Here is a 26,352-nt window from a genome sequence, read left to right on the forward strand (position 1 = left end):
CCGGAAGGCCAGGGCCCCGAGGACACGCGGGTGTAGTTCAGTAGCAGAACACCCTCTTTCCAAGAGGGAGGCGCAGTGTGCAATTCCTGTCACCCGCTCCAACCACTGCACCGGTCTTCGGATCGGGTACAGTAGGTCAGGCATCACCCGTTCGCGGGTGACCCGTGCGGACGTGGCTCAGTTGGTAGAGCATCACCTTGCCAAGGTGAGGGTCGCGAGTTCGAATCTCGTCGTCCGCTCAGTGGAAGGGCCCGACACCGGTTCCGGTGTCGGGCCCTTCGTCGTGTCCGGCGGTCCCGGCCCCTCCCCGACCGATGGCCGCCGGCCGACCTGACATCTGTCACACGGGGCGGTGACAGCGCGCACTGCCGACCCGCCGGGCCGGGCGGGAGCCTGGAAGGCATGGGAACGGCGATCGAGGTGCGCGGGCCGCGCCGGAGCTACGCCGACCGAGGAGATGTCGCCCTGCCGGGCGCGCCGTTGGTGCTGGTGGGTGGGAGCGCCCTGGCCGTGGTGCTCCTGGTGCCCCTGGAGGTGTTGCCGGAGACGGTGGCCCAGGTCTGTGGGCTGCTGCCGCTGACGCCCTCGGTGGATCTGATCGGGCACGGCTGGCTCGGTGGGCTCGACGGCGCCGAGCTGACCCGCGCCTGGCTGCTCGCCCTGGCCTGGGTGGCCGCCGGGGTGTTTGCTGTGAGGCGTTGGTTCCGCTGGGACCCGAGGCAGTGAGACAAGCGGCGCCGGCCGCGCTCGGGCGCTTCCGCGCCCGGGTGGGGCCCGTGCCGGCCGTGGTTCGGAAGGGGACAGGCTCGATGTGGTTCTCCGGCTGGTGGGCCGAGTGGCGGCGGGCCAGCCACCGGCGACGGGTGCACGTCTACACCCGGTACTCGCTCTACTTCATCGGGCTGATGGAGCTGCTGACGGTCGGCGCCGCGCTGGCCAACGACCGGGCTGACTCGGCCTGGCGGGCGCTGGTCGTGGTGGGGGTGCTGACCGGCGGGCACACCGTGCTGATGCTGCTGACCCTGCGGGACGCACTCACCCACTACCTGGGCACCGGGCCGGAGCCGCGCCGACTGCTGGTCGGGGGCGTGGCGCTGACCTGTGCCATCTCGCTCTCCGTCGCGGCGGGCATGGCGCTGGACCTGCTGGCACCCTCGACGATGCCGGTGGCGGTCTTCGTCACCGCGTACCTCGCGGTGCCGCTGTCCCTGCTGCGACCGCGCCGGGCGGCGGTGTTGGTCGCCGCGCCCGTCGGCTGCTCGCTGGTGGCCCAAGCCAGCTACCAGCTGTCCGCGACCTCCGTGATGATCCAGCTGTCGGTGCTGGTGGCGATGGTCGTCTTCCTAGCCGGCACGACCCGGGCGACCGGTTGGACGCTGCGGGTGCTGGACCGGGTGGACGCGGCGCGGGAGGTGGAGGCCCGGCTGGCGGTGGCCGAGGAGCGGCTCAGGTTCGGCCGTGACCTGCACGACGTGCTGGGCCGGAACCTGTCGGTGATCGCGCTGAAGAGCGAGCTGGCCGCCCAGTTGGTGCGGCGGGGCTCGACGGAGGCGATCGGCCAGCTGGCCGAGGTGCAGGACATCGCCCGGCAGTCGCAGCGGGAGATCAGGGAGGTCGTCAGGGGCTACCGGGAGGCCGACCTGCGGGCCGAGGTGGCGGGCGCCCGCGGGGTGCTGGAGGCGGCGGACATCCGCTGTTCGGTGACCGGGGTGACGGCCCTGGAGGGCGCGCTGCCGCCCCGGGTCGCGGCCACCCTGGGCTGGGTGGTGCGGGAGGGCGCCACCAACGTGCTGCGGCACGCCTCGGCGAGCCGCTGTGAGATCTGGCTGACCAGGTCGGACGACCGGCGGCTGGCCGAACTGACGCTGGAGAACGACGGGGTGCCGGCCGGCGGGTCGCGCGCCGGCGGGGCGGGGGCGGGTCTGGTGGGGCTGCGGGAGCGGCTGGCCGCCCTGGACGGCTCGCTGACCACGCAGCTGACCCCGGACGGGATCTTCCGGCTGACCGCCCGGGTGCCGCTGCGCACGCCGGCCGCGGGCCGGGCGGCGGACGTCGCGGGGGGCGCCGGTGGCGCGTCGGGGGTGGGGTCGGGCGATGACGCGGACGGCGTCGGGGGCGGGGCCGTCGCCGGTGGGGTGGCGGCTGGCGAGGCCCGACCGGGGGCACGGGGACCGGAACCGGAGAACGGACCGGGGGCCGCACGGCGGCCGGGGTCCGAGGCGAGAGAGGCACGGCATTGACCGGGGAACGTTCGGTGATCCGAGTGCTGTTGGCCGACGACGAGCATCTGATCCGCGGGGCGCTGGCCGCGCTGCTGGCGCTGGAGGACGACCTGCTGGTGGTGGCCCAGGCCGCCTCCGGCCCCGAGGCGCTGGCCATGGCGCGCGCGCACCAGCCCGATGTCGCGGTCCTCGACCTCCAGATGCCCGGCTCGGACGGGATCGCGGTGGTGACCGCGCTGCGCGCCGAACTGCCCGGGTGCGCCGCGATGATCGTCACCGGGCACGGCCGACCCGGCCACCTGAAACGGGCGCTGACCGCCGGGGCCAGGGGTTTCCTGCCCAAGACGGTGTCGGCCCAGCGGCTGGCCGAGATCATCCGCACGGTGCACGCCGGCAACCGCTACGTCGACCCGGAGCTGGCCGCCGACGCGATCAGCGCGGGCGACTCCCCGTTGACCGACCGGGAGGCGGAGTTGCTGGAACTGGCGGCGGACGGGGCGCCGATCGCCGAGGTCGCGGAGCGCGCGGCGCTGGCCCCCGGCACGGTCCGCAACTACCTCTCCTCGGCGGTGGCCAAGCTGCACGCGGAGAACCGTCACACGGCGGTCCGCCGGGCCAGGGAACGCGGCTGGCTCTGACCACCGCCGGCACCGCTGGTCGCTGACGCCGGCCGGACACGGGCAGGCCGCCCGCAGGAGCCGCCAACAGCCGCGCGGCCAGCCGCCACCACTGGCTGGACACGGCGGTAATCGCCGGCCCGAGACCGGTCACCGGCGCCGGCTGGCGGCTGGCGGCCCGCCACCGGGCCGGGGTCCGGGCAGCGGGCTCGGCAAGCGTCGCCACCGGCCGCCCGCCGCGAGCGTGCCCACCGGCACCGGCCACCGCTCACGCGCTGACCGCCGGCCCAAAAGCCGGCCGGCCGGCTCGGCGAGCGGCGGAAGCGGGGCCGTGCGCCGCCGGCTCGGGGCGGGGCCCGTCAACCGGCGTTGCGGGGGGTGGGGGACGGGACAACCGTGGGGGACGTCGGGGCCCGCCGCCCGGCCCCGGGGGGCGGGCGGCGAAGTCACCCGGACGAGTGAGCGGGCAACAGCCGGTTCAGTCCCAGGGGTTGCCGGTCAGGAGCTGGTAGACCTCCGTGTAGCGCTGCCTGGTCTGCTCGACCACCTGGGCGGGCAGCGGCGGCGGGGGCGTCTCGCCGCGGTGGTCCCAGCCGGCGGCCGGCGAGGTCAGCCAGTCCCGGATGTACTGCTTGTCGTAGGGCCGCTGGGGCTGGCCCGGCTGCCACTCGTCCTTGCGCCAGAAGCGCGAGGAGTCCGGGGTCAGCACCTCGTCGGCCAGCACCAGCGCCCCTTCGGGGCTCTCCGGATCCGCGCCGGCCGGCCGGCCGAACTCGAACTTGGTGTCCGCGAGGATCACCCCCCGGTCCCTGGCCACGTCCCTGGCGCGCAGGTAGATCGCCAGCGTGGTCTGCCGCAGCTGGGCCGCCGTCTCGGCGCCGACCCGGCGGGCGACCTCCTCGTAGGAGACGTTCTCGTCGTGCTCGCCGACCTCGGCCTTGGTGGCCGGCGTGAAGATCGGCGCCGGCAGTTCGGAGCCGTCCTCCAGGCCCTCGGGCAGGGCCAGCCCGCAGACCGTGCGGTGCTCCCGGTACTCGGCGAGCCCGGAGCCGGTGAGGTAGCCGCGGGCGACCGCCTCGACCGGCACCATGTCCAGGGACCGGCAGACCATCGTCCGGCCGGCCCAGTCGGCGGGGGCGCCGGCCGGCGGCTCGGTGCTGATCACGTGGCCGGGCACCAGGTCGGCCAGCTGGTCGAACCACCAGAGCGAGAGCCGGGTGAGGATGCGGCCCTTGTCCGGGATCTCGCCGCCGAGCACCCAGTCGTAGGCGGAGACCCGGTCGCTGGCGACCATGACCAGCTCGCCGGCCTCGTTCCGGTAGAGGTCCCGCACCTTGCCGGTGTGCAGGTGGGTCAGCCCCGGCACCTGGACGGGCTCGGGCTTCTCGACGAATCCTGGCACTGCGCCTCCTGGCGACTCGGGGTGGCTGCTGCCGTGGGCTCGGCGGCCCGCCTGGTCTTCGCGTCACGCGCTTGCTCTCGTGACGCATTGTCCCGTAGCGCGCACCCGCCCCGGCGCCCGGGGCGGCGCGGGGGCGCGCGGCCGGGCGCGGGCGCACCACCCCGCCGCGTGGCGGCCGTCAGTCCCGCTTGCAGATACGGTCCAGCAGGTTGGCCGTCGCGCGCTGCACCCGGCCGTCGATGTGCCCCGGCCTGGCCAGCGCCGGCGACCAGGCGAAGGTGCCGGAGGCGAACACCCAGGCGCCGCTGGGTGCCTGGTAGAGCGAGGTCTGCTGGTGCCGCTGGGTGTCGGACTCGTCCTGGTAGGGGGAGTGCGCCAGCAGCACCCGGCTGAGGTTCTCCGGCAGCGGGGTGCGCGGGTAGTAGCGGTCCGCCTCGCCCGCCACCAGCCCGGGCAGCTCGTCGCCCTCGCCGGCGCCCGTCGCCTCCCACAGCCAGTGGTCGGCGTTCCGCACCACCAGCGGGTGCGGGCGGGGCACCCGGCCGCCGTACTGGATGCCGAGCAGCTGCTGCTCCGGGTTGCCCTGGTCGCGCCAGAGGACCGCGCGGCCCGGGCCCTGCCGCTTGCGGCAGTGCAGCAGCCGGTCGGGGTCGCCGGACGGCAGCGGACCGAGCGAGACCTGCCAGTACATCGAGTTGGCGGCGAGGAAGACCAGCGAGGTGCCGATCTCCCTGGCCTCCTCCACGGCCCGCCGCATCGGCACCGACCAGTACTCGTCGTGCCCCGAGAAGACCAGGCCGCGGTACCTGGCCGCGTCCACCCGGCCGGCGTGCAGGTCGCGGGCGGTGGCGTAGGAGAGGTCGTAGCCGTACCCCTCGGCCCAGCGGATGAAGTCGTAGGCGTGCCCCGCGTGCAGGGGCAGCCCCGCGCCCGCGTAGGGGCGGTCGAAGGAGACGGTGACCGAGGCGTCCTGCTCGCCGAGGAGCCGGCCGGTGGCGTCCCAGCCGTGGTAGAGGCTGGCGCCGGCCCGGCCGTCCTCGGGGAAGAGGTTGTACGCCTGCCAGGTCACGTCGGGCAGCACCAGCAGCAGGTCGGCCGGCCGGTCGTCGCGGACCGCGAACGGCACGTGGGACCGGAACGCGCCGTCCGCCGTGGTCAGCACCGCGACATGGGCGCCCGGCTGCCAGTCGGGCGGGACCTGGAGCCGCCAGGAGAGCCACCAGTGGTGGCAGGAGGCGGTGCGCCCGGCGACCAGCGGCTGCGGCTGTCTGATCCCCATCAGCTTGGGGCTGCGCAGGAGTAACTGCGCGCCGTCGCCGGCGAAGTTGCCGATCCGGTAGATGTCGATGGTGAACTCCCGCGGCGGGTCGACCGTCACCCGGAAGTCCAGCGCCTGCCCCGGCTCCACCGCCCCCTCGGAGACAAAGCCCTTGATCTGACAACCCACGTCGTCGGCGGTCCTCGGCCCCGAGGGGAGCGTCTCCACGCGCTGGGCCGGCAGCGCGTACCCCGCGTCGTAGAAGTGCCCCTCGCTGGACCGCAGCCACGGCAGCGGGCCCTGGCCGTAGGGATCGGACACCGCGTGTGAGAGCGTGCCCGCCTCCCAGCGGCGAATACGCTCGGTGGTTTCTCTCAAGCTCCCCTCCCTGCACCTCCGTGCCGTCGTGCCGCCAACAGCACATCACATATGGCGAGCGCGCGGTCACCGTTCGTCGCGGGATTGACCGGAGGTGGTCGCCTGATACTGGCGCCGCGGGCGAAGGGTGTCGACCCCTCGCGCGGGCACCCCGGCGGCCCGGCTCACACCAGCCGCACGGGCTTGTCGGAACGCACGCCGGCGGTGGCCAGCCAGTCGCGCAGCGGGCCCTGGTCGCCTTCCTCGACCAGGCGGTGCACCGTGGTGCTCAACTCCTGCGGGCGGCCGGCCGCGGTGCGCAGCACCGGGCCGTCCAGCCAGTCCAGCCCGGGACTGGCCCCCGCGGTGTCCGCGGCGGCGCAGCAGACCGCCGCCGCCACGTGGTCGATCAGCGTCTCCCGCCGGCCGCGCGGCGGCCCGGGCGGGAACGGCAGCGGCCCGGGCCGGCCGTCGGCCGGCACCCACGGCCGGGGCGCGTGCGCCGCCTCCGCCCTGGCCGCCTCGGCGGCCAGCCGGGCGGCCAGCGCGTCCGTGCCGCCGTCCGCCTCGGCGGCCTCGGCCAGGCCGTGCAGCACCCGGGCCAGCGTCGGCGTCTCGGCCGCGTCCAGCGCGGTGAAGAGGCGGGCGGCGCGGTCCCGCCAGACGCGGTCCACCACCTCGTCCGGGTAGGCCGGCCACTCCACCGGGGCCCAGGCCGCCGTCGCGTCCGCCGGCTGGCCGTGGAAGAGCTGCGCGGCCAGCAGCGAGACCTGCCGGTCCACCTCGCCCGGCCGCTCCAGCAGGTCACAGGCCGGGCGCTGGCCGAGCCGGGCGGAGAAACCATCCGCCAGCCGGTCCCGGCCGGACAGCTCGGTGAGCGCGGCCGCCACCCCGGCGTCCAGCCCGCTGGGCCAGCGGCCGGTGCGCCAGGCGGGCAGCGCGACCCGCGTCAACAGCCGGTCCCACCCGGCGTAGGCGAGGCCGACCTGCTCCTGGGCGAGGGTGCGCAGCCCCTGGTCCACTCCCCTGGCCCGGGCCGCCGAGGCGGCGGCCACCCCGCGCTCCAGCTCCGCCGAGTGCCAGGCGGCCGACCGCAGCAGCCGGCGGGCCAGCCAGCCGGCGGCCGCCACCAGCGGCCGGGCCGCCGCCCTGGCGCCCTCGGCCCGGCCGGCCGCCGCGTCCCAGGCCCGCAGACAGCGGCGGGCCGAGGCGACGTCCGGGTGTGCGGCCGGGCCGGTGCCGGCGACCACCGGGGCGAGCAGCGCCCGCAGCTCGCCCACCCGCAGCCACCACAGGAACGGCGAGCCGATGACCAGCGTCGGCGGCTGCCCGGCCACCGGCCGCCTGGGCTCCTCCAGCCAGCTGTCGCAGTCCGGGGTGAGCGCGATCCCGCCGGGCGGCGGCACGTCGAGCTGGTCGGCCAGCTCGCGTATCAGCCGGTGCAGCGCGGGCGCCGCCGGCTCGGGCAGCGGCACCGCCGGGGTCGGCTCCTGGCGGGACGAGGCGATCAGCGCGGCGAGCGCGCCGGCGACCGCCAGCACCACGGCGGCCACCCCGGCCGCCGCCCAGCCGACCGGCGCCGGGGCGCCCACCACCAGCAGCACCACGGCGAGCGCCGCCGGGGCCAGGGCGAGGGCCAGCGCGGTGTTCCGCACCCGGAGCACGGCCAGCGCGTGCTCCCGCGCGGAGTAAGTGGGGTTACGCGCTTCGCGCTGCACCATGCCGGCCCTCCGCTGTCCGTCCGCCCTCACGTCCGTCTCCACTGTGACACCGGGGACCGACAGTGCAAGGCGCGCTGCGCCGAACGCCTGAGGGCCCGCCGGGTGGGGACGACGAGGCTGCGCCGCCCGGTAGTTGGGCGTGCGCCGCACCCTAGTTGGGCGCGGCTGGCGCGTCAGCCGGACCGGGGATCGGTCACTCGATGGTGGGGCTTTGGTGAGAGGCTGCCCGCTGGGCGATGTCCGTGCGGTGGTGGGCGCCGGCCAGCTCGACCCGGCCCACCGCCCGGTAGGCGCGCTCCCTGGCCTCGGTGAGGTCGGCGCCCAGCGCGGTCACCGAGAGCACCCGGCCGCCGGCCGAGACGATCCGGCCGTCCGTGTCCCGTCGGGTGCCGGCGTGCAGCACGTAGGCGTCCGGCCCGTCCAGCTCGGCGATCCGGTCCAGGCCGCCGATCGGGTCCCCGCCGCGCGGCGCCGCCGGATAGCCTTCGGCGGCCACCACCACGGTCACCGCCGCGCCGTCCGACCAGCTCAGCGGCGGGAACGCGGCCAGTTCGCCGGTGGCGGCGGCCAGCAGCAGGCCGGCCAGCGGCGTCTGGAGCCTGGCCAGCACCACCTGGGTCTCCGGGTCGCCGAAGCGGGCGTTGAACTCCACCACCCGCACGCCCCGCGAGGTGAGCGCCAGGCCCGCGTAGAGCAGCCCGGAGAAGGGGGTGCCGCGCCGGCGCAGCTCGGCCACGGTGGGCCGCAGCACCGTTTCGAGCACCTCGTCGGTGAGCCGCGGGTCGGCCCAGGGCAGCGGGGAGTAGGCGCCCATGCCGCCGGTGTTGGGGCCGCGGTCGTCGTCGAAAGCGCGCTTGAAGTCCTGCGCGGGGGTGAGCGGAACCACGGTCTCGCCGTCGGTGACCGCGAAGAGCGACACCTCGGGGCCGTCCAGGTACTCCTCGATGACCACCCGGTCGCAGCCACGGGCGTGCGCCCTGGCCACGGCGAGGTCCTCGGTGACCACCACGCCCTTGCCGGCGGCCAGCCCGTCGTCCTTCACCACGTAGGGCGGGCCGAACTCGGCCAGCGCGGCGTCCGCCTCGGCCGGCGTGACGCAGACGTGGGAGCGGGCCGTCGGCACCCCGGCCGCGGCCATCACCTCCTTGGCGAACGCCTTGCTCCCCTCCAGCCTGGCCGCCTCGACGCCGGGCCCGAAGGCCGGCACGCCCGTCGCGCGCACCGCGTCCGCGACCCCGGCCACCAGCGGCGCCTCCGGGCCGACCACCACCAGCTCGGCCGCCAGCCGCCGGGTCAGCGCGGCGACCGCCTCGCCGTCGAGCGGGTCGACCTGGTGGCAGCTGGCCAGCTCGGCGATGCCGGCGTTGCCCGGGGCGCAGTGCAGCTCGGTGACGGCCGGGTCGCGGGAGAGGGCGTGACACAGGGCGTGTTCGCGGGCGCCGCCGCCGATGACGAGGATTCTCACGCCGAGCAGCCTAACCGCGGCCCCCCACACCCCGACGGCCCCGTCCACGGGCCGACCAACGGCCCCCCGCCGCCCGGCCAACGGCCGCCCGGCCGGGCGCGGGACCGGCGGCGGCCCAGCCGCGCCAGGACCGGCGCCGCCCAGGGGCCGCCGGCCTGGGGCCGTTCCTGCCGTGGCCCCGGCAGGGGTCAGCTGAAGACGATCATCGAGCCCTGGGCGAGGCTGCGGGTGGCCGCCGCGTGCAGACCGAGCCAGACGTGGCGTTCCCGGACGAACGGCCCGGCCTCGCCCGCCGCCGGGCCGCCGGCCGGCTCGTCCAGCCGGGTCGGGCGGGTCGGCGGGGCGGGCGGCGCCGGCGGGTTGGCCGGGTCGAGGTCGAGCGCGGGGGCCACCAACTCCAGCTCCCGCAGCAGCCCGTGGCTGGAGCCGAGCGGCCCGCCACCGGCCATCAGGGCGTCGTTGACCAGCGGGTGCGGGAAGTCCACCGGGACGTAGCCGCCGGCGTGGTCGAAGTGCCAGACCAGGTGGGACTCCTGGGCGCCGCTCTCGAACATCTCCAGCAGCTGCTGGTAGTCGCCGTCCAGGGCGCCGGCCGGGGTCACCGGCAGGCCGCTGCGCTGGAGCAGGTAGGCGCGGCGCAGCAGGTGCAGCGCGGTGTAGTCGAACCCGGCGACCGGCGCGACCTCGCCGACCATGCCCGGCACGTAGCCGAAGACCGGCACCGGGGGCAGTCCCGCCGCCGTCAACGCCCGGTCGTACTCGGCGATCTCCTCGGCGAACGGGTTGTCTGGGCTGTGGCAGAGCACGTCGACGAGGGGGACCAACCAAAGGTCACAGGCCACACGGGGCTCACTTCCGGTCCGGCGTCAGGGCGCGCCGAGTTCGGCGGCCAGTGCCAGGATGTGTGACCGGTACTCGCTGAGCAACTGTGCGGTCTCCGCGAGATCCCCGCTCTCCACGGCGTCGGCGAGCGGCAGGTGCCCGGCCCACAGCCGGCCGGCGAGCCGTTCCCCCTGGCGCAGCCGGGGCACCAGGAACGCCCAGCAGCGCACCCGCAGCCGGTCCAGGAAGTCGGCGATCGGCGGGTTGTCCAGCAGCGCGTCCAACTCGCGCCAGTAGCGCAGGTCGTAGCCGATCAGTATGTCCAGGTCACCGGCGAGGGCGGCCTGCCGGGCTGCGACCGCGCGCCGGCGGATCGAGGTGAACGCCTCCGGCGTGCCGAGGTTCCGGGCTAACGTCGGATTGCGGTGCAGCACCCCGTCCCCGACCAACGCCTGGGCCTCGACCATCTGGTGGAAGTCGGTGAGCGTGAGCTGTCTGATCCGGTAGCCCCGGTGTTGCTCCACCTCCAGCAGCCCCTGCGCGGACAGGTCGACCAGCGCCTCCCGGACCGGGGTCGCCGAGACGCCGTACTGCTCGGCGATCTCACGCACGGTGAACTCGGCGTCGGGCGCGAGCCGACCCGCCAGGATCTCCTCGCGCAGGGCCTCCGCCAACTGCTCCCGCAGTGTGCTGCGTTGAATCACGGCAGCCCAGACTACAGACACCCCGTTGACAACGGCCTGACCTGCTGATCAGCGCGTCTCCCCCGGCCCTTCGGCGGCGGGGGCCGGCGGCGCGGGCCGTGGCGCGCGGTCGGCGGTCCGGCGGGGGGCGCCACGTTCACCTCCAGGCGTGCTTCCACGCGCCCCCGTTCACCTCAACACGGGCCGTCTCGCGACGCGTTGCGCTGGTGCCCGCGCGCCGGGCTCCGCCCCGCCGGGGAACGGGATCGCGGCGCAGGCCAGCGGCCGGACGGCGGGCCCCGTCCAGGTGGCGAACCAGGATGAGTCGGCCCCGGCCGCGCCTCTATCCTCGGGGGAGGGAACCAATATCGTCAGCGGGGGAGTCTGTTTCCACATGGATCGCCTGAGGCCGCAGGACCCGCACCGGATCGGTGAGTACCGACTGCTCGGCAGGCTCGGCGAGGGCGGCATGGGCCAGGTCTACCTGGCCCGCTCGGAGCGGGGCAGGACGGTCGCGGTCAAGACGATCAAGGGCGAGCTGGCCGCCGAGCCGGACTTCCGGCGGCGGTTCGCGGACGAGATCGCCGCCGCCCAGCGGGTCGGCGACCGGTGGACCGCCCCGGTGCTGGACGCGGACACCGACGCGGCGACGCCCTGGGTGGCGACCGGCTACATCGCCGGCCCCTCGCTGCACGAGGTGGTCGGCCGGGACTACGGCCCGCTGCCCGAGCGCAGCGTGGCGCTGCTGGCCAACGGCCTCGGGCACGCGCTGCGCGCGATCCACGGCGCCGGCCTGGTGCACCGCGACCTCAAGCCGTCCAACGTGCTGATGACCATCGACGGCCCGCGGGTGATCGACTTCGGCATCGCCCGCGCCCTGGAGCCGGGCCCGGGCGGCGGGGTGACCAGGACCGGCGCGACCGTCGGCTCGCCCGGCTTCATGGCGCCCGAGCAGGTGCGCGGCCAGCAGGTCACGCCGGCCAGCGACATCTTCTGCCTGGGGTCGCTGCTGGCCTACGCGGCCACCGGGCGGACCCCGTTCGGCGCGCTGGACTCGGGCGTGCACATCCTGATGTTCCGGATCGCCGAGGAGGAGCCCGACCTCGACGGACTGCCCGAGGCGCTGCGCCCGTTGATAGCGAGCTGCCTGGCCAAGGAGCCGGAGCGGCGGATCGGTGTGGACGAGCTGCTGGCCAGGACCCAGCCGGACGTCACCTCGCGCGATCCCTGGCTGCCCGGCGCGCTGGTGGCGCAGCTGGGCCGGCACGCGGTCGCGCTGCTGGACTCGGAGAGCCCGGTCAGCCGGGTGGACATCCCGGTGCTGCCGGGGCAGCCGCGCACCGATCCGGCGCCGCCGCCGCCCGCGGTGCCCACCGCGGACCCGACGCCGCGACCCGCCGCCCAGCCGGGCGGTGGCTCGGTGCCCCCGCCGCCGGGCCCGCCCGGCGCTCCGTCCCAGGCGGCTCAGGCGGCTCAGGCGGCCCAGCCGTCCTGGCCCGGTGCCCGGCCGGCGCCGCGGCCGACCCCGCTGCCCTCGCCTTACTCGATGCCCAGCGGCTCCTACCTGCCGCCGAGCGGGGTCGGCCAGCCGGGCACCGGCGGCTGGCAGGCCGGCCCCGCCGGCCAGGGCGCGGCCAAGGGCGGTGGCTGGCGGGACCGGAAGGCGCCGCTGGCCGCGCTGGTCGCCTCCGGGCTGGTGCTGGTGGTGCTGGCCGTGGTGTTGGTCACGCGGCTGGGCGGCTCGGACGGCAACGCGGTGGACGAGGCGTACCTGGGGGTCTGGCAGGGCGAGTACAGCACCGCCGGCGACGAGGCGCGGGAGCTGCGGTTCGAGATCGCCGAGGGCGGTGAGGGCGAGCTGGTCGGGAACGCCCTGACCCTGACCCCGGAGATCCTGTGCGCCTATGATGTGCGGCTCGACTCGTTCGACGACGGCCTGCACTTCACCGAGGAGTCGAACTGGAGCGTCCCCGAGGGTCAGGTCACCGAGGCGTGCCGGGACAACAGCACGGTGCAGACGCTGCGGTTGGCCGAGGGCGGTGAGGAGATGGTGTGGACGTACGGGGAGCAGGAGGCCACTCTCAGCCGCGGCCCGGACCGCTCGGACGAGGCGGTGCCCGAGGCACTGCTCGCCGAGTGGGAACATGAGTTCACCGACCGGGACGGCAACGACTGGCGGGACGTGATCACCATCGAGCAGGGCGCGGTCGGCGACAAGCTGCTGCGCTACGTGCGGACCGAGCAGGACGACGACGAGGTCGAGTGTGTCTGGGAGAACCGCCTGGTCAGGGTGGCCGGTGAGCAGCTCACCTTCGGCCCCGACCAGTTGGCGGAGACCGGGCGGGACGCCACCTGCGGGGTCTATGCCAGCATTCGGGTCAGGCTCAAGGAAGGCGATCAGGACACCCTCCAGATCAACTGGCTCGACGCGCTCGACGACGACCCGGCCGAGCACCAGCGCAACGATTAGGCAAGTGCCAGGTCACGAATTGACACGAGTGCGGATCAAAACGGATGACGGGGAACCGATCACGGTTCGGCTTCTGTCCTCCTTCCTGTGTGGAGGCGACCGTATTCTCATGAGGCTTAACGGACCGAAGAGGAGTAGGACAGCATGAAACCGCTCGGGCCGACAGATCCCCAACGCGTAGGCCACTACCGGCTGCTTGGGAAGTTGGGCGCCGGCGGAATGGGCAGCGTCTATCTCGCCCGCTCCGACCGCGGGCGCACGGTGGCCGTCAAGGTGGTGCAGCCGGAGCTGGCCCGCCAGCCGGAGTTCCGGCAGCGCTTCCAGCAGGAGGTGGACGCCGCCCGCCGGGTCGGCGGTGAGTGGACCGCGCCCGTGCTGGACGGCGACACCGAGGCCGCGACGCCGTGGGTCGCCACCGGCTACGTGGCCGGGCCCTCGCTGCACGAGGTGGTGGCCAGCACCTACGGCCGGCTGCCGGAGCGCACGCTCCGCATCCTGGCCAACGGCCTGGTCCGGGCGCTGCGTGACATCCACGCGGCCGGCCTGGTGCACCGCGACCTCAAGCCGTCGAACGTGATGATCACGATCGACGGCCCGCGGGTGATCGACTTCGGCATCGCCCGCGCCCTGGAGGCCACCAGTGAGGGCCTGACCAGGACGGGCGCGGCCGTCGGCTCGCCCGGCTTCATGTCGCCCGAGCAGTGCCGGGGGGAGACCCTCTCGGCCGCCAGCGACATCTTCTGCCTCGGCTCCGTGCTGACCTTCGCGGCCACCGGGCGGACCCCGTTCGGCGACGCCAACAGCGCGATGACCGCGCTGATGCTGCGCATCGTGCAGGGCCAGCAGGACCTGACCGAGGTGCCCGAGAGCCTCCGGCCGCTGATCGAGGCGTGCCTGTCCGGGCACCCGGCCGAGCGGCCGACGCTGGAGCAGCTGCTGGAGGCGACGGACACCCCGGAGGACGACGAGGAGCCGTGGCTGCCCGGCGCGCTGGTCGCCAAGCTGGGCCGGCACGCGGTCGAGCTGCTCGACTCCGAGGACCCGTTGCAGGCACCGCCGCTGCCGGCCGGTTCCCCGCCGCCGGCGATGCCGACCGCGCCGCCCACCCCGGCCCCGCCGTCGGCGGCGCCGGGTCACCCGGCCGCCGCCCCGCCCACGCCGACCGCGCTGAGCGTGCCGGCCACGCCGCCGCCGAGCCCGCACCCGAACGCGCCGGTCGACAACATGGCGACGATGACCTCGGCCGTGCCGCCGCCCGGCTACGGCCCGCCGCAGCAGGGTGGTTACGGCTACCCGCAGCAGGGCCAGGGCACCCCCGGCTACGGCCACCCGGCGGTCGGCGCGGACCCGAACAACCCGTACGGCGGCTACGGCCCCGGCGGCCCTGGCGGCTACGGACCGCCAGGACCCGGCGGCCCCGGTGGCCCCGGCGGCCGGAAGAACAACAACACGCTGTGGATCGTGGTCGCCTCCGTGGTGGCGCTGGCCCTGGTCGCCGGTGTCGCGATCTTCGCCTTCAGCGGCGGTGACGACAACGACAACGCCGGCGGCAACGACCCGACCGTGGAGCCGACCGGGGACCCGACGGGGGAGCCGACCGAGCGACCGACCGAGGACCCCACCGAGGACCCCGTGCCGACGGAGGACCCGGGCCTCGGCGGGGGCACCGGCGCCATACCCTCGGAGCTGGTGGGCGCCTGGGAGGGCGAGATGACCAGCAACACGGGCGAGACCTGGTTCCAGCGGATCGAGGTCTCCGAGGGCGTCGCCGGGGACACCGTCACCACCCAGTACACGGCGCTGCCCGGCACCCTGTGTGTGGAGTCCTCGGTGCTGACGGACTTCAACGGCACCGCCACGCTCACCAGCGACACCATCGACGAGCAGTTCCCGAGCACCGCGAACTGCAACGCGTGGGGCGAGCAGACCCTCACCTTCAACGGTGGCACGGCGACCTGGGCGGCGCCCGGCTTCGGCGTGGAGTCGGAGATGACCCTCTCGGAGACGGAGAGCGGCCGCGACGCGATGCCGTTCGACATCCACAGCGAGACCTGGTCCGGCTCCGGCCTCACCATCGACATGGAGACCACCAGCTACGCCGGTCAGCTGGCGATGACGGTCACCGACGGCTCCTGCACCTGGGAGTCGATGATGGTGGCGGGTGGCCTGCAGGCCAGCGAGATCGTGGTCGGCCCGGGCGAGGCGACGCTGGGCAGCTGTGACCCGCTGCCCAGCTACCGGGTGCACTGGACGGCGTCCGACGCGGACCCGGAGGCCATCACCCTGACCCCGCTGAGCGGCGAGGGCGAGTTCACCGCCAACATCGTGCAGTAGCCGGGTCGGCTCCCGCCGGTCGCCCGGCGGGAGCCCTCCGGAGAACGCCCGTGGGCCGGGCGGTGGTCGCGTACCACCGCCCGGCCCACGGGCGTTGCCGGCCGTCTCCCGCGCCGGTCGGCGCGGGTCGGAGTCGGCGCGGGTCAGAGCAGGTCGTGGACCTGGATGGTCTCGTCCCGGCCGGGGCCGACGCCGACGGCGGAGATCCGGGCCCCGGACATCTCCTCCAGCGCCGCCACGTACGCCTGCGCGTTCTTCGGCAGGTCGGACAGCGAGCGGGCCGACGAGATCGGCTCCTGCCAGCCGGGGAAGTACTCGTAGACCGGCTCGGCGTGGTGGAAGTCGCTCTGGTTGTAGGGCAGTTCGCTGACCTCGCGGCCGTCGACCCGGTAGCCGACGCAGACCGGGATGCGCTCCCAGCCGCTGAGCACGTCCAGCTTGGTGAGGAAGAAGTCGGTGACGCCGTTGACCCGCACCGCGTAGCGGGCGATCACCGCGTCGAACCAGCCGCAGCGGCGGTCCCGGCCGGTGGTGACCCCGTACTCGTGGCCCTCCCGGCGCAGCCGCTCGCCGTCCTCGTCAAGCAGCTCGGTGGGGAACGGGCCGGCGCCGACCCGGGTGGTGTAGGCCTTGAGGATGCCGATCACCCGGTCGATCCTGGTCGGCCCGACCCCGGTGCCGGTGCAGGCGCCGCCGGCGGTCGGGTTGGACGAGGTGACGAACGGATAGGTGCCGTGGTCGACGTCGAGCAGGGTGCCCTGGCCGCCCTCGAAGAGCACCACCTTGCCGTCGTCCAGCGCCTGGTTGAGCACCAGCGTGGTGTCGCGGACATAGGGCCGCAGCGCGTCCGCGTAGCCCAGCAGCTCCTCGACGGCCTGGTCGATGTCGATGGCCCGCCGGTTGTAGATCTTGGCCAGCAGCTGGTTCTTGTGGTCCAGCGCGGCCTCGACCTTCTGCCGAAGAATCGATTCGTCGAACAGGTCCTGGACCCGGACGCCCTGCCGGTTGATCTTGTCGGCGTAGGCCGGGCCGATGCCGCGCCCGGTGGTGCCGATCTTCCGCTTGCCCAGGAAGCGCTCGGAGACCTTGTCCTGGGTCTGGTGGTACGAGGTGATCAGGTGTGCGTTGCCGCTGATCAGCAGCCGGGAGGTGTCGATCCCTCGCTCGTTCAGCTCCGCCACCTCGGAGAGCAGCACGCGCGGGTCCACCACCACGCCGTTGCCGATGACCGGGGTGCAGTCCGGGCTGAGGATGCCGGAGGGCAGCAGGTGCAGCGCGTACTTCTGGTCGCCGACGACCACCGTGTGGCCGGCGTTGTTGCCACCCTGGTAGCGCACCACGAAGTCGACGGAACCGCCGAGCAGGTCCGTGGCCTTGCCCTTGCCTTCGTCACCCCACTGAGCGCCGAGCAGCACAAGTGCGGGCACAGGCGTACACCCCTTTCGAGCGGGGCATCTACGCTTTGCTGCCCCGGATCGACGAAACCCCTGCGCAATCGCGACAGGGGCTCTTGCACAGAGAGCTTACGGGAGACGCAGCCGGGAGGCGAACAGTCAGGTGCTCATCGTCATCGACCCGACGGCCCGGCGCGTGGACGGGGAGTCGGTGCGCATCGCCAGGGACGTGCTGTGCGCGGGGGCCAGCGACGACGTGAAGGTCTGCGTGCTCGACCAGCCGCAGGCCATGCCCCGGGCGCTGGCCCGGCGGAAGGGCCGCCAGGTGGTGGTGGTCGGCGACGACCGGGCGCTGCTCCGCGCCGTCCGGCTGCTGCACCGCGAAGGGGCCCTGGGTGCCCGCCCGTTGGGGCTGGTGCCGGTAGGCGCGCCGGTCGCGGTGGCCCGGGCGCTCGGGGTGCCGACCGACGCGGTCGCCGCCTCCCGCGCGGTGCTGGCCGGGCACACCCGACGGCTCGACGTGCTGACCGACGACGCGGGCGGGGTGGTGCTCGGCGGCCTGGGCATCCCGGCGCCGGCGGCCGGGCCGCCGATCGCCGCCTGGCGCCGGGCGGTGCCGTTCCCCCGGCCGCGCGCCCGGGCCGGCGAGCGGCTGCGGGTGGAGGCGGACGGCCGGGTGCTGGCCGACCTGGACCGGCCGGTGGCCGAGGTCTCGGTGCGGCCGGCGGACGGGCTGGCCGACGTGGTGGTGCGCTCGGGCCGGCCGGAGCGGGAGGTGCGGGCCAGGGCCAGCTCGGTCACGGTCTTCGGCAGCACCGGGTTCAGCTACCGGGCCAACGCGGTGAACCTGGGCCCGACCAGGGCCAGGACGTGGACGGTCCGTCCGGGGGCGCTGCGGCTGACCGTTCCGATCGGCTGACCGGCGCCCGGCGCCGGCGGCCGGCGCCGGTCAGCCACCCCGCTCGTCGTCGCGCTCCAGGGGGGTGGCGGCCACCGCGCGGTGCGCGTGCCAGCGCTCCATGATCTCGTCCAGCTGTTCCTCCAGGAAGACCATGAACGCGGCCGTCTCCAGCAGCCGGCGGCCGGCCGGAGTGTCGCGGCCGACCACGTCGGCGCCGGTCAGCGCGGTCAGCTCCCACCGCTTGAGCGTCTGGTCGCGCTGGGTCATCGCCTCGTACCAGACGCTCTGGTGCAGCCGGTACCGCTCCCGGCGGGAACCGGGCTCCCGCTCCCGGCTGATCAGGTGGATCTGGCCCAGGTAGCGCACGGCGCCGGAGATCGCGGCCGGCGAGATCCGCAGCCGCTCGGCCAGCTCGGCCGAGCTGAGCGCGCCGTCCCTGGAGACCACCAGGCAGGCGAAGACCCGGGCGGCCATCCGCTGGAAGCCGGCCGCCGTCAGGTCGGCGGCGAAGCGCTCCACGAACTCCGCGACCTCGCTGGGGTAGTCGGCCGGGAGGTCGGCCGCGCCCCGCCCGGCACCCTCGGTCACTTCCTCGGGCGCCTCGCTCCCGGGCTGGTCCATGGTCATCCCGCCATCCTGCCAGCCGGCTCCGGAGTTTTGACACTTCCATAACTTCACAAATTTATGAAAGAAGCGTAGCGTGTTCGCATGACGCCCTCAAGCAACGCGATCGAGATCTCCGATCTGGTCAAGACCTTCGGCTCCACCCGAGCCCTCGACGGGCTCGACCTCACCGTGCGCGCGGGCGAGGTGCACGGCTTCCTCGGGCCCAACGGGGCGGGCAAGTCGACCACCATCCGGGTGCTGCTGGGCCTGCTGCGGGCCGACGCGGGTGACGTGCGGCTGCTGGGGGGCGACCCGTGGGCGGCGGCGGTGGCGTTGCACCGCCGGCTGGCCTACGTGCCGGGGGACGTGGAGCTGTGGCCCAACCTGACCGGCGGGGAGGCCATCGACCTGCTGGCCAGGCTGCGCGGCGGGCTCGACCAGCGGCGCCGCGCCGAGCTGTTGGAGCGCTTCGAGCTCGACCCGACCAAGCGGGGCCGCACCTACTCCAAGGGCAACCGGCAGAAGGTCGCCCTGGTCGCCGCGCTCGCCTCGCGCGCCGAGCTGCTGCTGCTCGACGAGCCGACGTCCGGGCTCGACCCACTGATGGAGGCGGTCTTCCAGGACCTCATCGGGGAGGCCCGGGCGAACGGCCAGACGGTGCTGCTCTCCAGCCACATCATGGCCCAGGTGGAGAAGCTCTGTGACCGGGTGAGCATCGTCCGGCAGGGCCGGGTGGTCCAGTCCGGCTCGCTGGACGACCTGCGTCAGCTCACCCGCACCAGCGTCGAGGCGACCACCCGCCGGCCGGTCACCGGCCTGGCGGAGCTGCCCGGCGTGCACGACCTGCGCGCCGAGCCGGCCCCCGCCGGCCCCGCGGGCGCGGACGGGCACCGGGTGCGGTTCTCGGTGGACGGGCCGGACCTGGAGCGGGCCATCAGCCGGCTCGCCGAGTTCGGGATACGCGGCCTGCTCAGCCACCCGCCCACCCTGGAGGAGCTGATGCTGCGGCACTACGGCGACGGGCGGCACCGGCCGGAGGAGGGGCCCGGCGAGTCCTCGGGCGCCGACGGGTCCGACGGCTCGGAGGGCCCCGGCCGGGCCGGCGGCTCCGCGCGGCAGGCGGCCGGCCGATGAGCGACACCCTCGCCCCCCGGGCCGGCCGGCCCGCGCCCGACCCCCGGGCCACCCGGGCCGGCGGCGTCGGCCCGCTCGCCGGCACCGCCACCATGACCCGCTTCGCGCTCCGCCGGGACCGGGTCCGACTCCCGCTCTGGCTCGGCGGGTTGACCCTGAGCACGGCCGCCGCCGTCAGCAGTCTGCGGACCAACTACGCCGACCCGGCCGACCGGGCCGGCGCCGCCGAGACGCTCCGCTCCCCCGCCGGCATCGCCATGTCGGGCCCGGAGCACTACCTCGACCGGGGCTACGACATCGGCGCCATGACGGCCCACCAGCTGCTGGGCTTCTTCGCCCTGGCGGTCGGCCTGCTGGCGGTGCTGACCGTGGTCCGGCACACCCGGATCGAGGAGGAGACCGGCCGCGCCGAGCTGGTCCGCTCCGGGGTGCTGGGCCGGCACGCCCAGCTGGCCGCAGCGCTGCTGGTCGCCGGCGGCGCCAGCCTGCTGCTGGGCCTGCTGCTGGCCGGCGCGCTCGCCGGCTACGCGGGCGACGGGATCACCCTCGGCGGCGCGCTGCTCTACGGCGCCGCCACCGCCGGACTCGGCCTGGTCTTCACCGCGGTGGCCGGGGTCACCGCGCAGCTCACCCCGTTCTCCCGGGGCGCCACCGGGCTCGGCCTCGCCGTGGTCGGCGCCGCCTACGCGCTGCGCGCGGTGGGGGACGTCGGCCCGACCGCGGTCTCCTGGCTCTCCCCCATCGGCTGGGCGCAGCGCGCCTACCCGTTCCTCGACGACCGCTGGTGGCCGCTGCTCCTGCACCTGGCGCTGGCCGCCGGCGCCGCCGGCGCGGCCTTCTGGCTGAGCACCCGCCGGGACCTCAACGCCGGCCTGCGGGCGCCGCGGCCCGGCCCGCGCGGCGCCGGCGCCCGGCTGGCCACCCCGCTGGGGCTGGCCACCCGGCTGGGCCGGGGCACGCTGCTCGGCTTCGCCGCCGGCGGGCTGCTGCTCGGCACCATGCTCGGCTCGATCCTCTCCGACGCCGAGCAGATGCTGGCGGAGATCGAGGAGATGGCCCGGCACCTGGCGCTGGACGACGCCTCGGTCACCGACGTCTTCACCTCGGTCGGGCTCAACATCCTGGCCATCGTGGCGCTCGCCGCCGTGGTGGCCGCGCTGCTCCGGGCCCGCGCGGAGGAGACCGAGGGCCGGGCCGAACCACTGCTGGCCACCGCGCTGTCCCGAACGGCCTGGCTCGGTGGGCAGTTGGCGTTCGCGCTGGGCGGCGCGACCCTGGTGCTGCTGATCGCGGGGCTGGGCCTCGGCGCCGCCGGGGCCGTCTCGGTGGGCGACGCGGCGCTGCTGCCGGAGCTGGCGCTGGCCGCGCTGGCGTACGCGCCGGCGGTCTGGTTCACCGGCGGCTGCGCGCTGGCGCTCTACGGCTGGTTCCCCCGGGCGGCGGCCGCGGTGTGGGCGATCCCCGGCTACGCGCTGGCGGTCGTCTTCCTCGGCGAGATCATGGACCTGCCGGGCGCGCTGCGGGACCTCTCCCCGCTGGGCCATGTGCCCACCGTGCCGGCGGCGCCGTTGGAGTGGCCGCCGCTGCTGGTGCTCACCGCCCTGGCCGCGGCGCTCAGCGCCCTCGGCCTGCTCGGCGCCCGCCGACGGGACCTGGACCTGAGGTGAGCCCCCGGGGGCGGGGGCCGGGCGGGCCCCGGCCGACGGTGGGGCGGCGGGGGCGGCGGCCGGCCGGGTGGGGCGGCGGGGGCGGCCGGCGGCCGGCGGGCGGCCGCCCGGCCAGTCGGCCAGGCGGGGCGGCGGGGGCGCCGGCCAGCCGGGTGGGGCGGCGGGGGCGGCCGGCGGGGCGCCGGCCGGGCGGGGCCCGATCGGCGGTGGGACGGCCGGGCGGTCCCGGCCGACGGTGGGGCGGCCGGTCGGTCCCCGGCCTGCGGCCCCCGGCCCGGACGGGGCGCCATGCGACGGGGCGGCGGCCGGTCAACCGGCGCCGGCAGGCGGCCGATCGGCCCCGGGCCGGGGCGGCGGCCGGGGCGCCGTCCGAACAGCCGGGGCGGCCGAGACGCAGCCGTCCGGTCAGTCCCGTCCGGTCAGTCCCGCCCGGGCGATCCCCAGCCGGCGGCGGGGTCCGAGGGGCGGCGGCCGGCCAGGCGGTTCCGGCCGACGGTGGGGCGGCCGGTCAGCCTCCGACCTGTGGCCCCCGGCCCGGACGGGGCGCCATGGGGCGTGCGGCCGGGGCGGGCCGCCCGGCCGAACAGCCGGGGCCCGATCGGCGCGGTCGTGGGGCGGCCGCCGGCGATCAACCGGTGCCGGGGGTGGCGGGGGTGGGGCGACACCGCCGGGGCGCGGCCGGGGCCGGCGGGGCGCCGGGACGAGTCGTTCGGCGGTGTGCCGTACCGCACGCCGGCCGGGGCGGCCGAACGGGCCGCCAGGGTGCGCGACCCGTTCGCCGGCTACCGCGACCGGGCGGCGCCGGGCGGCGTTCCGGTCACCGCGGTCACCCGGCTCTTCCCGCTCCTCGCCGGGCGGCCGGCGCCACCACCGCCCGAGGCTCGGCGGGGCGGCTGACGCCGAATCAGCGCGAGGCCGGGTCGGCCGCCCTGACGGAGCAGCGATGCACCCGCGAGGACCCACTCCGGATGCGGATGCCGTCACGGACTGTTCGCATGAGTGACAGCACGTCACGCACCCGCGTGCGGCAGACGCCCGGAGGTCATCCGCTCATGAAGCTCAACCGCTCCACCGCCCGCGCCCGTTACGCCAGACCCCTGGGTCTGGTCGCCGTCACCGCGGCGCTCACCCTGACGCTGGGCGGGCCGGCCCTGGCCCAGGAGGCCACCCCCGAGGAGGTCACCGAGATCTCGGAGGCCGTGCCGCAGGAGGGGCTGGCCGTCCTGGAGGACGCCAAGCCCGCCTGGGACCACGTCGCCCCGCTCACCATCTCCCCCAACTCCGGCGGGCCCGGCACCTCGGTGACCGTGCGCGCCAACTGCCGGCCCGACGGGCCGGCCACCTCCGACGCCTTCAAGAAGCCGATCGAGCTGGAGCGGGGCGACTCCGGCCAGTGGGTCGGCACCGGCAAGATCAAGCACGGCCTGAAGGTGGGCCGCGGCTACCCGGTCACCGTGAACTGCGCCGACGGGGTGCGGCTCACCGCCACCTTCACCGCGACCGCCGGGACGCCGAGCGGCGGTGCCGAGGCCGGCTTCGGCGGCTCGGGCAGCGGCGAGGAGGGCGGCGCCCGGGCGACGGCGCTCGCCGTCGGTGGCGGCGTCGCGGTGGCCGGCGGGGTGGGGTACGTCTTCCTCGCCAAGCGCCGCCGCTCCGGCTCGCACTCCTACTGAAGGGCCCGGCGTGGCTAGGAACCCGCGCGCGGCGGCCCGTCCGCGCCTCCCCCGCCTGCCGCGCGGGCTGCGGGGGCTCTCCCGCATCGGGTGGGCGCGCGGCCGGCCGGACGCCGGGCGGCGGCCGGCCGACGCCAGCTCCCGGCACGCCGGCCGGCCGGCGGAGCGGCCGCGGACGCCGCCGGCCGAGGCGCCGGCCGGGCGGCCGGGCCCGGCGCTGACCAAGCGGCCGGTCGCGGCGCACCGCCGGGTCGAGCCCGGGCCGGCGCCGACCGGCCAGCGCCGGCCCGTGGCCGGCCCGGCGGACACCGCCCGGCCGGCGCGGCGCGGCCCGGCCCGGCCGGCGGCGGCCGGGCGGTGGCTGGCCGCGCGGCGGCGGGCGCTCACCACGGGCTGGCGGGCGCTGACCGAGCGGGCCGGCGCGCTGGCTCGGCGCTGGCTCGGCGCCTGCCGGGACGCCGGACCCGCCACCGTCCGGCTGGTCAGCGACCGGGCCAGGACGACGGCGTTCGGGCAGGCCAGGGTCGCGGTGGCCACGGCGGTGCGCGGCGCCGCCGGGCCCCCGCCCCCGCCGCCGACGGCCCGCACCCGGCACCAGCGGCAGGCGCTGCGCAGCCGGCGGCTGGAGACCACGGTGGCGGTGACCGTGGTCGTACTCGGCCTGCTGGTCGGGGTGTTCGCGCCGGGCGGCGGCCCGGACGGCGCCGCGGTGCGCGAGGCCCGGGCGTCCAGCAGCATCGCGGAGGGCGTCTCCCGGCCGGAGGCGGTGGACGCGCCGGCCGCCGCGCCCGACGCCGGCTCGACGGCCGACGCCACCGGCACGGGGCCAGGGGACGAGGTGGTGGTCGCGCCGCCGCTGGAACGTTCGGTGCCGATCCGGGTGCGCATCCCGTACCTGGACACGGATGTCGAGGTGTTCGGCGCCGACCTGACGCCGGACGGCGGGCCGCCGTCCCCCTCCGAGGAGGACGCGATGCGCGCCGCCTGGTACGCCGGGGGCGTCTCCCCCGGGGAGCGCGGCGCCGCCATCCTGGTCGGCCACCTGGACACCTACGACGGCCCGGCGGCCTTCGCCGGCCTGGGCTCGCTCCAGCCGGGCGAGACCATCGAGATCGACCGGGCCAGCGGCGAGGTGGCCGTCTTCACGGTCGACTCGGTGGAGCAGTACCCCAAGTCGGACTTCCCCGACGAGCGGGTCTACGGCTCGGTCTCCAGCCCGCAGCTGCGCCTGATCACCTGCGGCGGCCGGTGGAGCGAGGACGGCGGCTACGACTCCAACATCGTCGCCTACGCCCGGCTGACGGACTCCCTGGCGCACGCTCCGGAGCCGGCGGACGAGCCGGCGCCGGAGAGCGAGCCGGAGCCGGCGGACGAGGCGGCCCCGGAGTACGAGCCGGAGCCCGAGTACGTGCCCGAGCCGGCGGACGAGGCCGCGCCGGAACCGTACCCGTACCCCGAGGAGGAGCCGTACCAGGACCAGGACTACTCGTCCGGGCAGGACTTCTACCTCGACGAGGACCTGTACGCGGACGAGGGCTGGTACGCGGAGCCGTATCCGGTGCCGGAGCCGGTGTGGGGCCCGTCCTGACCCCGGCCCCGCGCCCGCGGTCGGCGCGGCGCCGGCGTCAGCGCGGGTGCCCGGCCAGCCGGGACAGCAGCCGGGCGCCGGCCGCCGTGGCCGGGACGAACGGCGCGTAGTGGCCGACGCCCGGCAGCAACTCCAGGGCGGCGCCGTGGCGTTCGGCGTAGCGCCGGGACAGCTCGGCGGGCACCTGACCGTCCGCGGTGCCGTGCAGCAGCGTCACCGGCACCGGCGGGCGGGGCCGCAGCGCCGGGTCCGGCTCGGGCACCGGGCCGGCCGGGCCGTCGGCGTCGGCGTCGGCGTCGGCGTCGAGGAAGGCGGGGACCGCGCCGCGCCCCAGGTCCAGCTCCCCGGCCAGGGCCAGGTCGCTGACGGCCGCGACGCCGAGCACCGCGCCGACCCGCGGCTGGTCGGCCGCGCAGAGCGCGAGCTGGCCGCCCGCCGAGTGGCCGACGAGCAGCACCGGCCGGTCGCCGGGCAGCGCGGCGAGGCCGGCCGCGATGTCGTGGTACGTCGCCGGCCAGCCGCCACCGGCGCCCACCCGGCGGTACTCGGGCACCGCCACCGGCACCCCCCGGGCGGCCAACGCCCGAGCGAGCGGGGCCAGGTAGGACCGGTCGACGGCCGCCCGCCAGAACCCGCCGTGCAGCAGCACCACCGCCGGGTCGCCCGGCCCGTGCAGCTCCACCAGCTGGTCGGGGCGCGCTCCGTAGCGCACCGTCCGCACCGGGCCGCCGGCGCCATCGGTGCCGCCGGCGCCGGCCCGGTCCGCGGTCAGCGCCAGCAGCGCCGCCAGCTCCACCGCGTCCTGGCCGCGCTCCGGCGCCCCGGCGGTCACCGGTCGGCGTCCGGCGCCAGCACCTCGGCGAGGGTGACCGCGGCCCTGACGGTCTCGGCGAAGCTCGTGTAGAGCGGGGTGAAGCCGAACCGCAGCACGTCCGGTGGCCGGTGGTCGCCGACCACGCCGCGCGCCACCAGCCGGTCCATCACCCCCTCCGCCCCGGCGCAGCGCAGCGCGACCTGGCTGCCCCGGCCGGCGTGCTCGACCGGGGTCAGGGACTCGACCGCGCCGGCCGGGACCAGCGTGGCCACGCACTCCAGGAAGAAGTCGGTCAGCGCCAGGCTCTTGGCCCGCACCGTGCCGATCTCCACCCCGTCCCACACCTCGAGCGCGGCCTCAAGGGCCAGCATCGACAGCACGTCGGGGGTGCCGACCCGGGCCCGCCGAACGGTGGCGTGCGGCGCGTAGTCGCCGGTCATGGCGAACGGCTCGCGGTGGCCCCACCAGCCGGGCAGCGGGGAGTCGAAGCGCGGCAGGTGCGCCGCCGCGAGGTAGCAGAACGCCGGCGCGCCGGGGCCGCCGTTGAGGTACTTGTAGGTGCAGCCGACGGCGAAGTCGACGCCGTGCCGGTCGAGTTCGACCGGTAGGGCGCCCGCGCTGTGGCAGAGGTCCCAGAGGCTGAGCGCCCCGGCGGCCCGCAGGGCGGCGGTGGTCCCCGGCAGGTCGCGCAGCTCCCCGGTGCGGTAGTCGACGTGGTTGACCAGGGCGACCGCGGTGCGCGGGCCGGCCTCGGCGGGGATCAGCGCGGCCGGCACCGCCCGCAGCCGGCGGCCGGTCAGCCGGGCGGCCGACTCGGCGAGGTAGCCGTCGGTGGGGAAGGTGTCGGCGTCCAGCAGGATCTCGTCCCGCTCGTCGCCGGCCAGCCGCACCGCGCCGACCAGCAGCTTGAAGAGGTTGACGCTGGTGGAGTCACCGACGACGACCTGGCCTGGGGCGGCGCCCAGCAGCGGCGCCAGCCGGTCGCCGATCCGCTCGGGGGCGGTGTCCCAGCCGGACTCCGTCCAGGACCTGATGCGCCGCCGGCCCCACTCCTCGGCCACCACGTCGGCGATCCGGCCGGGCACCGAACGGGGCAGCGCGCCCAACGAGTTGCCGTCCAGGTAGACCGTGTCGTCCAGCACGAACCGGTCGCGCGCGGAGCGCAGCGGGTCGGCCGCGTCCAGCTCGGCCGCCCTGGCCCGCAGGGGCCCGGCCGGGTGGTCG

Annotated in this window: 21 protein-coding genes and 2 tRNA genes; 13 read left to right on the plus strand and 10 right to left on the minus strand. The window is 76.2% G+C overall.

All coding sequences use genetic code 11. The features are described 5' to 3' along the window. Nucleotides 1-26 precede the first annotated feature (26 nt). From RM844_RS27835 to RM844_RS27855, 5 genes are all read left to right on the plus strand, one after another. Nucleotides 27-101, plus strand: a tRNA-Gly gene (locus RM844_RS27835). A 65-nt stretch (nt 102-166) separates the two neighbouring features. Next, a tRNA-Gly gene (locus RM844_RS27840) sits at nt 167-239 on the plus strand. Between the two features lie 163 nt (nt 240-402). Next, nucleotides 403-726: a hypothetical protein gene (locus RM844_RS27845; RefSeq protein ID WP_311670173.1), complete on the plus strand. Its 324-nt coding sequence runs from the start codon at nt 403-405 to the stop codon at nt 724-726. Between the two features lie 83 nt (nt 727-809). Further along, nucleotides 810-2,240, plus strand: coding sequence for a sensor histidine kinase (locus tag RM844_RS27850; RefSeq protein WP_311670174.1), 1,431 nt, complete (start codon nt 810-812; stop codon nt 2,238-2,240). 17 nt (nt 2,241-2,257) lie between these two features. Next, complete coding sequence (locus RM844_RS27855) at nt 2,258-2,860, plus strand: response regulator transcription factor (RefSeq protein ID WP_311670228.1); 603 nt, start codon at nt 2,258-2,260, stop codon at nt 2,858-2,860. Nucleotides 2,861-3,317: 457 nt separating this feature from the next. Here RM844_RS27855 and RM844_RS27860 read toward each other — a convergent pair whose 3' ends face one another. The 6 genes from RM844_RS27860 to RM844_RS27885 all read right to left on the minus strand — a co-directional run bounded on the left by RM844_RS27860 (nt 3,318) and on the right by RM844_RS27885 (nt 10,565). Further along, entirely contained in the window at nt 3,318-4,241 is a 924-nt protein-coding gene (locus tag RM844_RS27860) for a phosphoribosylaminoimidazolesuccinocarboxamide synthase (protein ID WP_311670175.1), read from the minus strand. 178 nt (nt 4,242-4,419) lie between these two features. Next, a complete protein-coding gene (locus tag RM844_RS27865) occupies nt 4,420-5,877 on the minus strand; it encodes a N,N-dimethylformamidase beta subunit family domain-containing protein (protein ID WP_311670176.1) in 1,458 nt (485 codons plus the stop codon). 164 nt (nt 5,878-6,041) lie between these two features. After that, the gene (locus RM844_RS27870) at nt 6,042-7,577 is read right to left on the minus strand and encodes a M48 family metalloprotease (protein WP_311670177.1); all 1,536 of its coding nucleotides are present in this window, start codon (nt 7,575-7,577) and stop codon (nt 6,042-6,044) included. A 193-nt stretch (nt 7,578-7,770) separates the two neighbouring features. Next, entirely contained in the window at nt 7,771-9,042 is a 1,272-nt protein-coding gene (gene purD, locus RM844_RS27875) for a phosphoribosylamine--glycine ligase (protein WP_311670178.1), read from the minus strand. A gap of 188 nt (nt 9,043-9,230) precedes the next feature. Next, nucleotides 9,231-9,884 carry a hypothetical protein gene (locus tag RM844_RS27880; RefSeq protein WP_311670179.1) on the minus strand — a complete coding sequence of 218 codons (654 nt, stop codon included), beginning with the start codon at nt 9,882-9,884 and terminating at the stop codon, nt 9,231-9,233. Nucleotides 9,885-9,908: 24 nt separating this feature from the next. Beyond that, a complete protein-coding gene (locus tag RM844_RS27885; protein ID WP_311670229.1) occupies nt 9,909-10,565 on the minus strand; it encodes a GntR family transcriptional regulator in 657 nt (218 codons plus the stop codon). A gap of 376 nt (nt 10,566-10,941) precedes the next feature. On the opposite strand from RM844_RS27885, the gene RM844_RS27890 reads away from it, so the two are divergent. Together RM844_RS27890 and RM844_RS27895 are read left to right on the plus strand one after the other, a co-directional pair. After that, complete coding sequence (locus RM844_RS27890; protein WP_311670180.1) at nt 10,942-13,017, plus strand: serine/threonine-protein kinase; 2,076 nt, start codon at nt 10,942-10,944, stop codon at nt 13,015-13,017. 144 nt (nt 13,018-13,161) lie between these two features. Continuing rightward, nucleotides 13,162-15,351, plus strand: coding sequence for a protein kinase domain-containing protein (locus RM844_RS27895; RefSeq protein ID WP_311670181.1), 2,190 nt, complete (start codon nt 13,162-13,164; stop codon nt 15,349-15,351). Between the two features lie 143 nt (nt 15,352-15,494). Here the strand turns inward: RM844_RS27895 and RM844_RS27900 are convergent, their stop codons facing one another. Further along, nucleotides 15,495-16,778, minus strand: a complete 1,284-nt coding sequence (locus tag RM844_RS27900; RefSeq protein ID WP_311670182.1) for an adenylosuccinate synthase — start codon at nt 16,776-16,778, stop codon at nt 15,495-15,497. 130 nt (nt 16,779-16,908) lie between these two features. Between RM844_RS27900 and RM844_RS27905 the strand changes: the two genes are divergently transcribed. Beyond that, entirely contained in the window at nt 16,909-17,664 is a 756-nt protein-coding gene (locus tag RM844_RS27905; protein ID WP_394814611.1) for a diacylglycerol kinase family protein, read from the plus strand. Between the two features lie 30 nt (nt 17,665-17,694). On the opposite strand, the gene RM844_RS27910 is transcribed toward RM844_RS27905, so the two are convergent. Beyond that, a complete protein-coding gene (locus tag RM844_RS27910; protein WP_394814612.1) occupies nt 17,695-18,273 on the minus strand; it encodes a GbsR/MarR family transcriptional regulator in 579 nt (192 codons plus the stop codon). An 81-nt stretch (nt 18,274-18,354) separates the two neighbouring features. Here RM844_RS27910 and RM844_RS27915 point away from each other — a divergent pair, with 81 nt between their 5' ends. The 5 genes from RM844_RS27915 (at nt 18,355) to RM844_RS27935 (ending at nt 24,314) form a co-directional block, all read left to right on the plus strand. Continuing rightward, a complete protein-coding gene (locus RM844_RS27915; RefSeq protein ID WP_311670183.1) occupies nt 18,355-19,386 on the plus strand; it encodes an ABC transporter ATP-binding protein in 1,032 nt (343 codons plus the stop codon). Continuing rightward, nucleotides 19,383-21,053 carry an ABC transporter permease gene (locus tag RM844_RS27920; protein ID WP_311670184.1) on the plus strand — a complete coding sequence of 557 codons (1,671 nt, stop codon included), beginning with the start codon at nt 19,383-19,385 and terminating at the stop codon, nt 21,051-21,053. Before RM844_RS27915 ends, RM844_RS27920 begins: the two co-directional genes overlap by 4 nt. 717 nt (nt 21,054-21,770) lie before the next feature. Then, on the plus strand, nt 21,771-21,950 hold the full coding sequence (locus RM844_RS27925; protein WP_311670185.1) for a hypothetical protein: 180 nt from the start codon (nt 21,771-21,773) through the stop codon (nt 21,948-21,950). A gap of 155 nt (nt 21,951-22,105) precedes the next feature. Further along, nucleotides 22,106-22,726 (plus strand): hypothetical protein, encoded by a 621-nt coding sequence (locus RM844_RS27930; RefSeq protein WP_311670186.1) that lies wholly within the window; start codon nt 22,106-22,108, stop codon nt 22,724-22,726. 10 nt (nt 22,727-22,736) lie between these two features. Beyond that, nucleotides 22,737-24,314 carry a class F sortase gene (locus RM844_RS27935; protein WP_311670187.1) on the plus strand — a complete coding sequence of 526 codons (1,578 nt, stop codon included), beginning with the start codon at nt 22,737-22,739 and terminating at the stop codon, nt 24,312-24,314. Between the two features lie 37 nt (nt 24,315-24,351). Here the strand turns inward: RM844_RS27935 and RM844_RS27940 are convergent, their stop codons facing one another. Both RM844_RS27940 and kynU read right to left on the minus strand, forming a co-directional pair. Continuing rightward, the gene (locus RM844_RS27940) at nt 24,352-25,146 is read right to left on the minus strand and encodes an alpha/beta fold hydrolase (RefSeq protein ID WP_311670188.1); all 795 of its coding nucleotides are present in this window, start codon (nt 25,144-25,146) and stop codon (nt 24,352-24,354) included. Continuing rightward, complete coding sequence (gene kynU / locus RM844_RS27945) at nt 25,143-26,333, minus strand: kynureninase (protein WP_311670232.1); 1,191 nt, start codon at nt 26,331-26,333, stop codon at nt 25,143-25,145. The genes RM844_RS27940 and kynU overlap by 4 nt, the downstream gene beginning before the upstream one ends. Nucleotides 26,334-26,352 lie beyond the last annotated feature (19 nt).

The organism is Streptomyces chisholmiae, from assembly GCF_031845445.1.
Classification (GTDB): domain Bacteria; phylum Actinomycetota; class Actinomycetes; order Streptomycetales; family Streptomycetaceae; genus Streptomyces; species Streptomyces chisholmiae.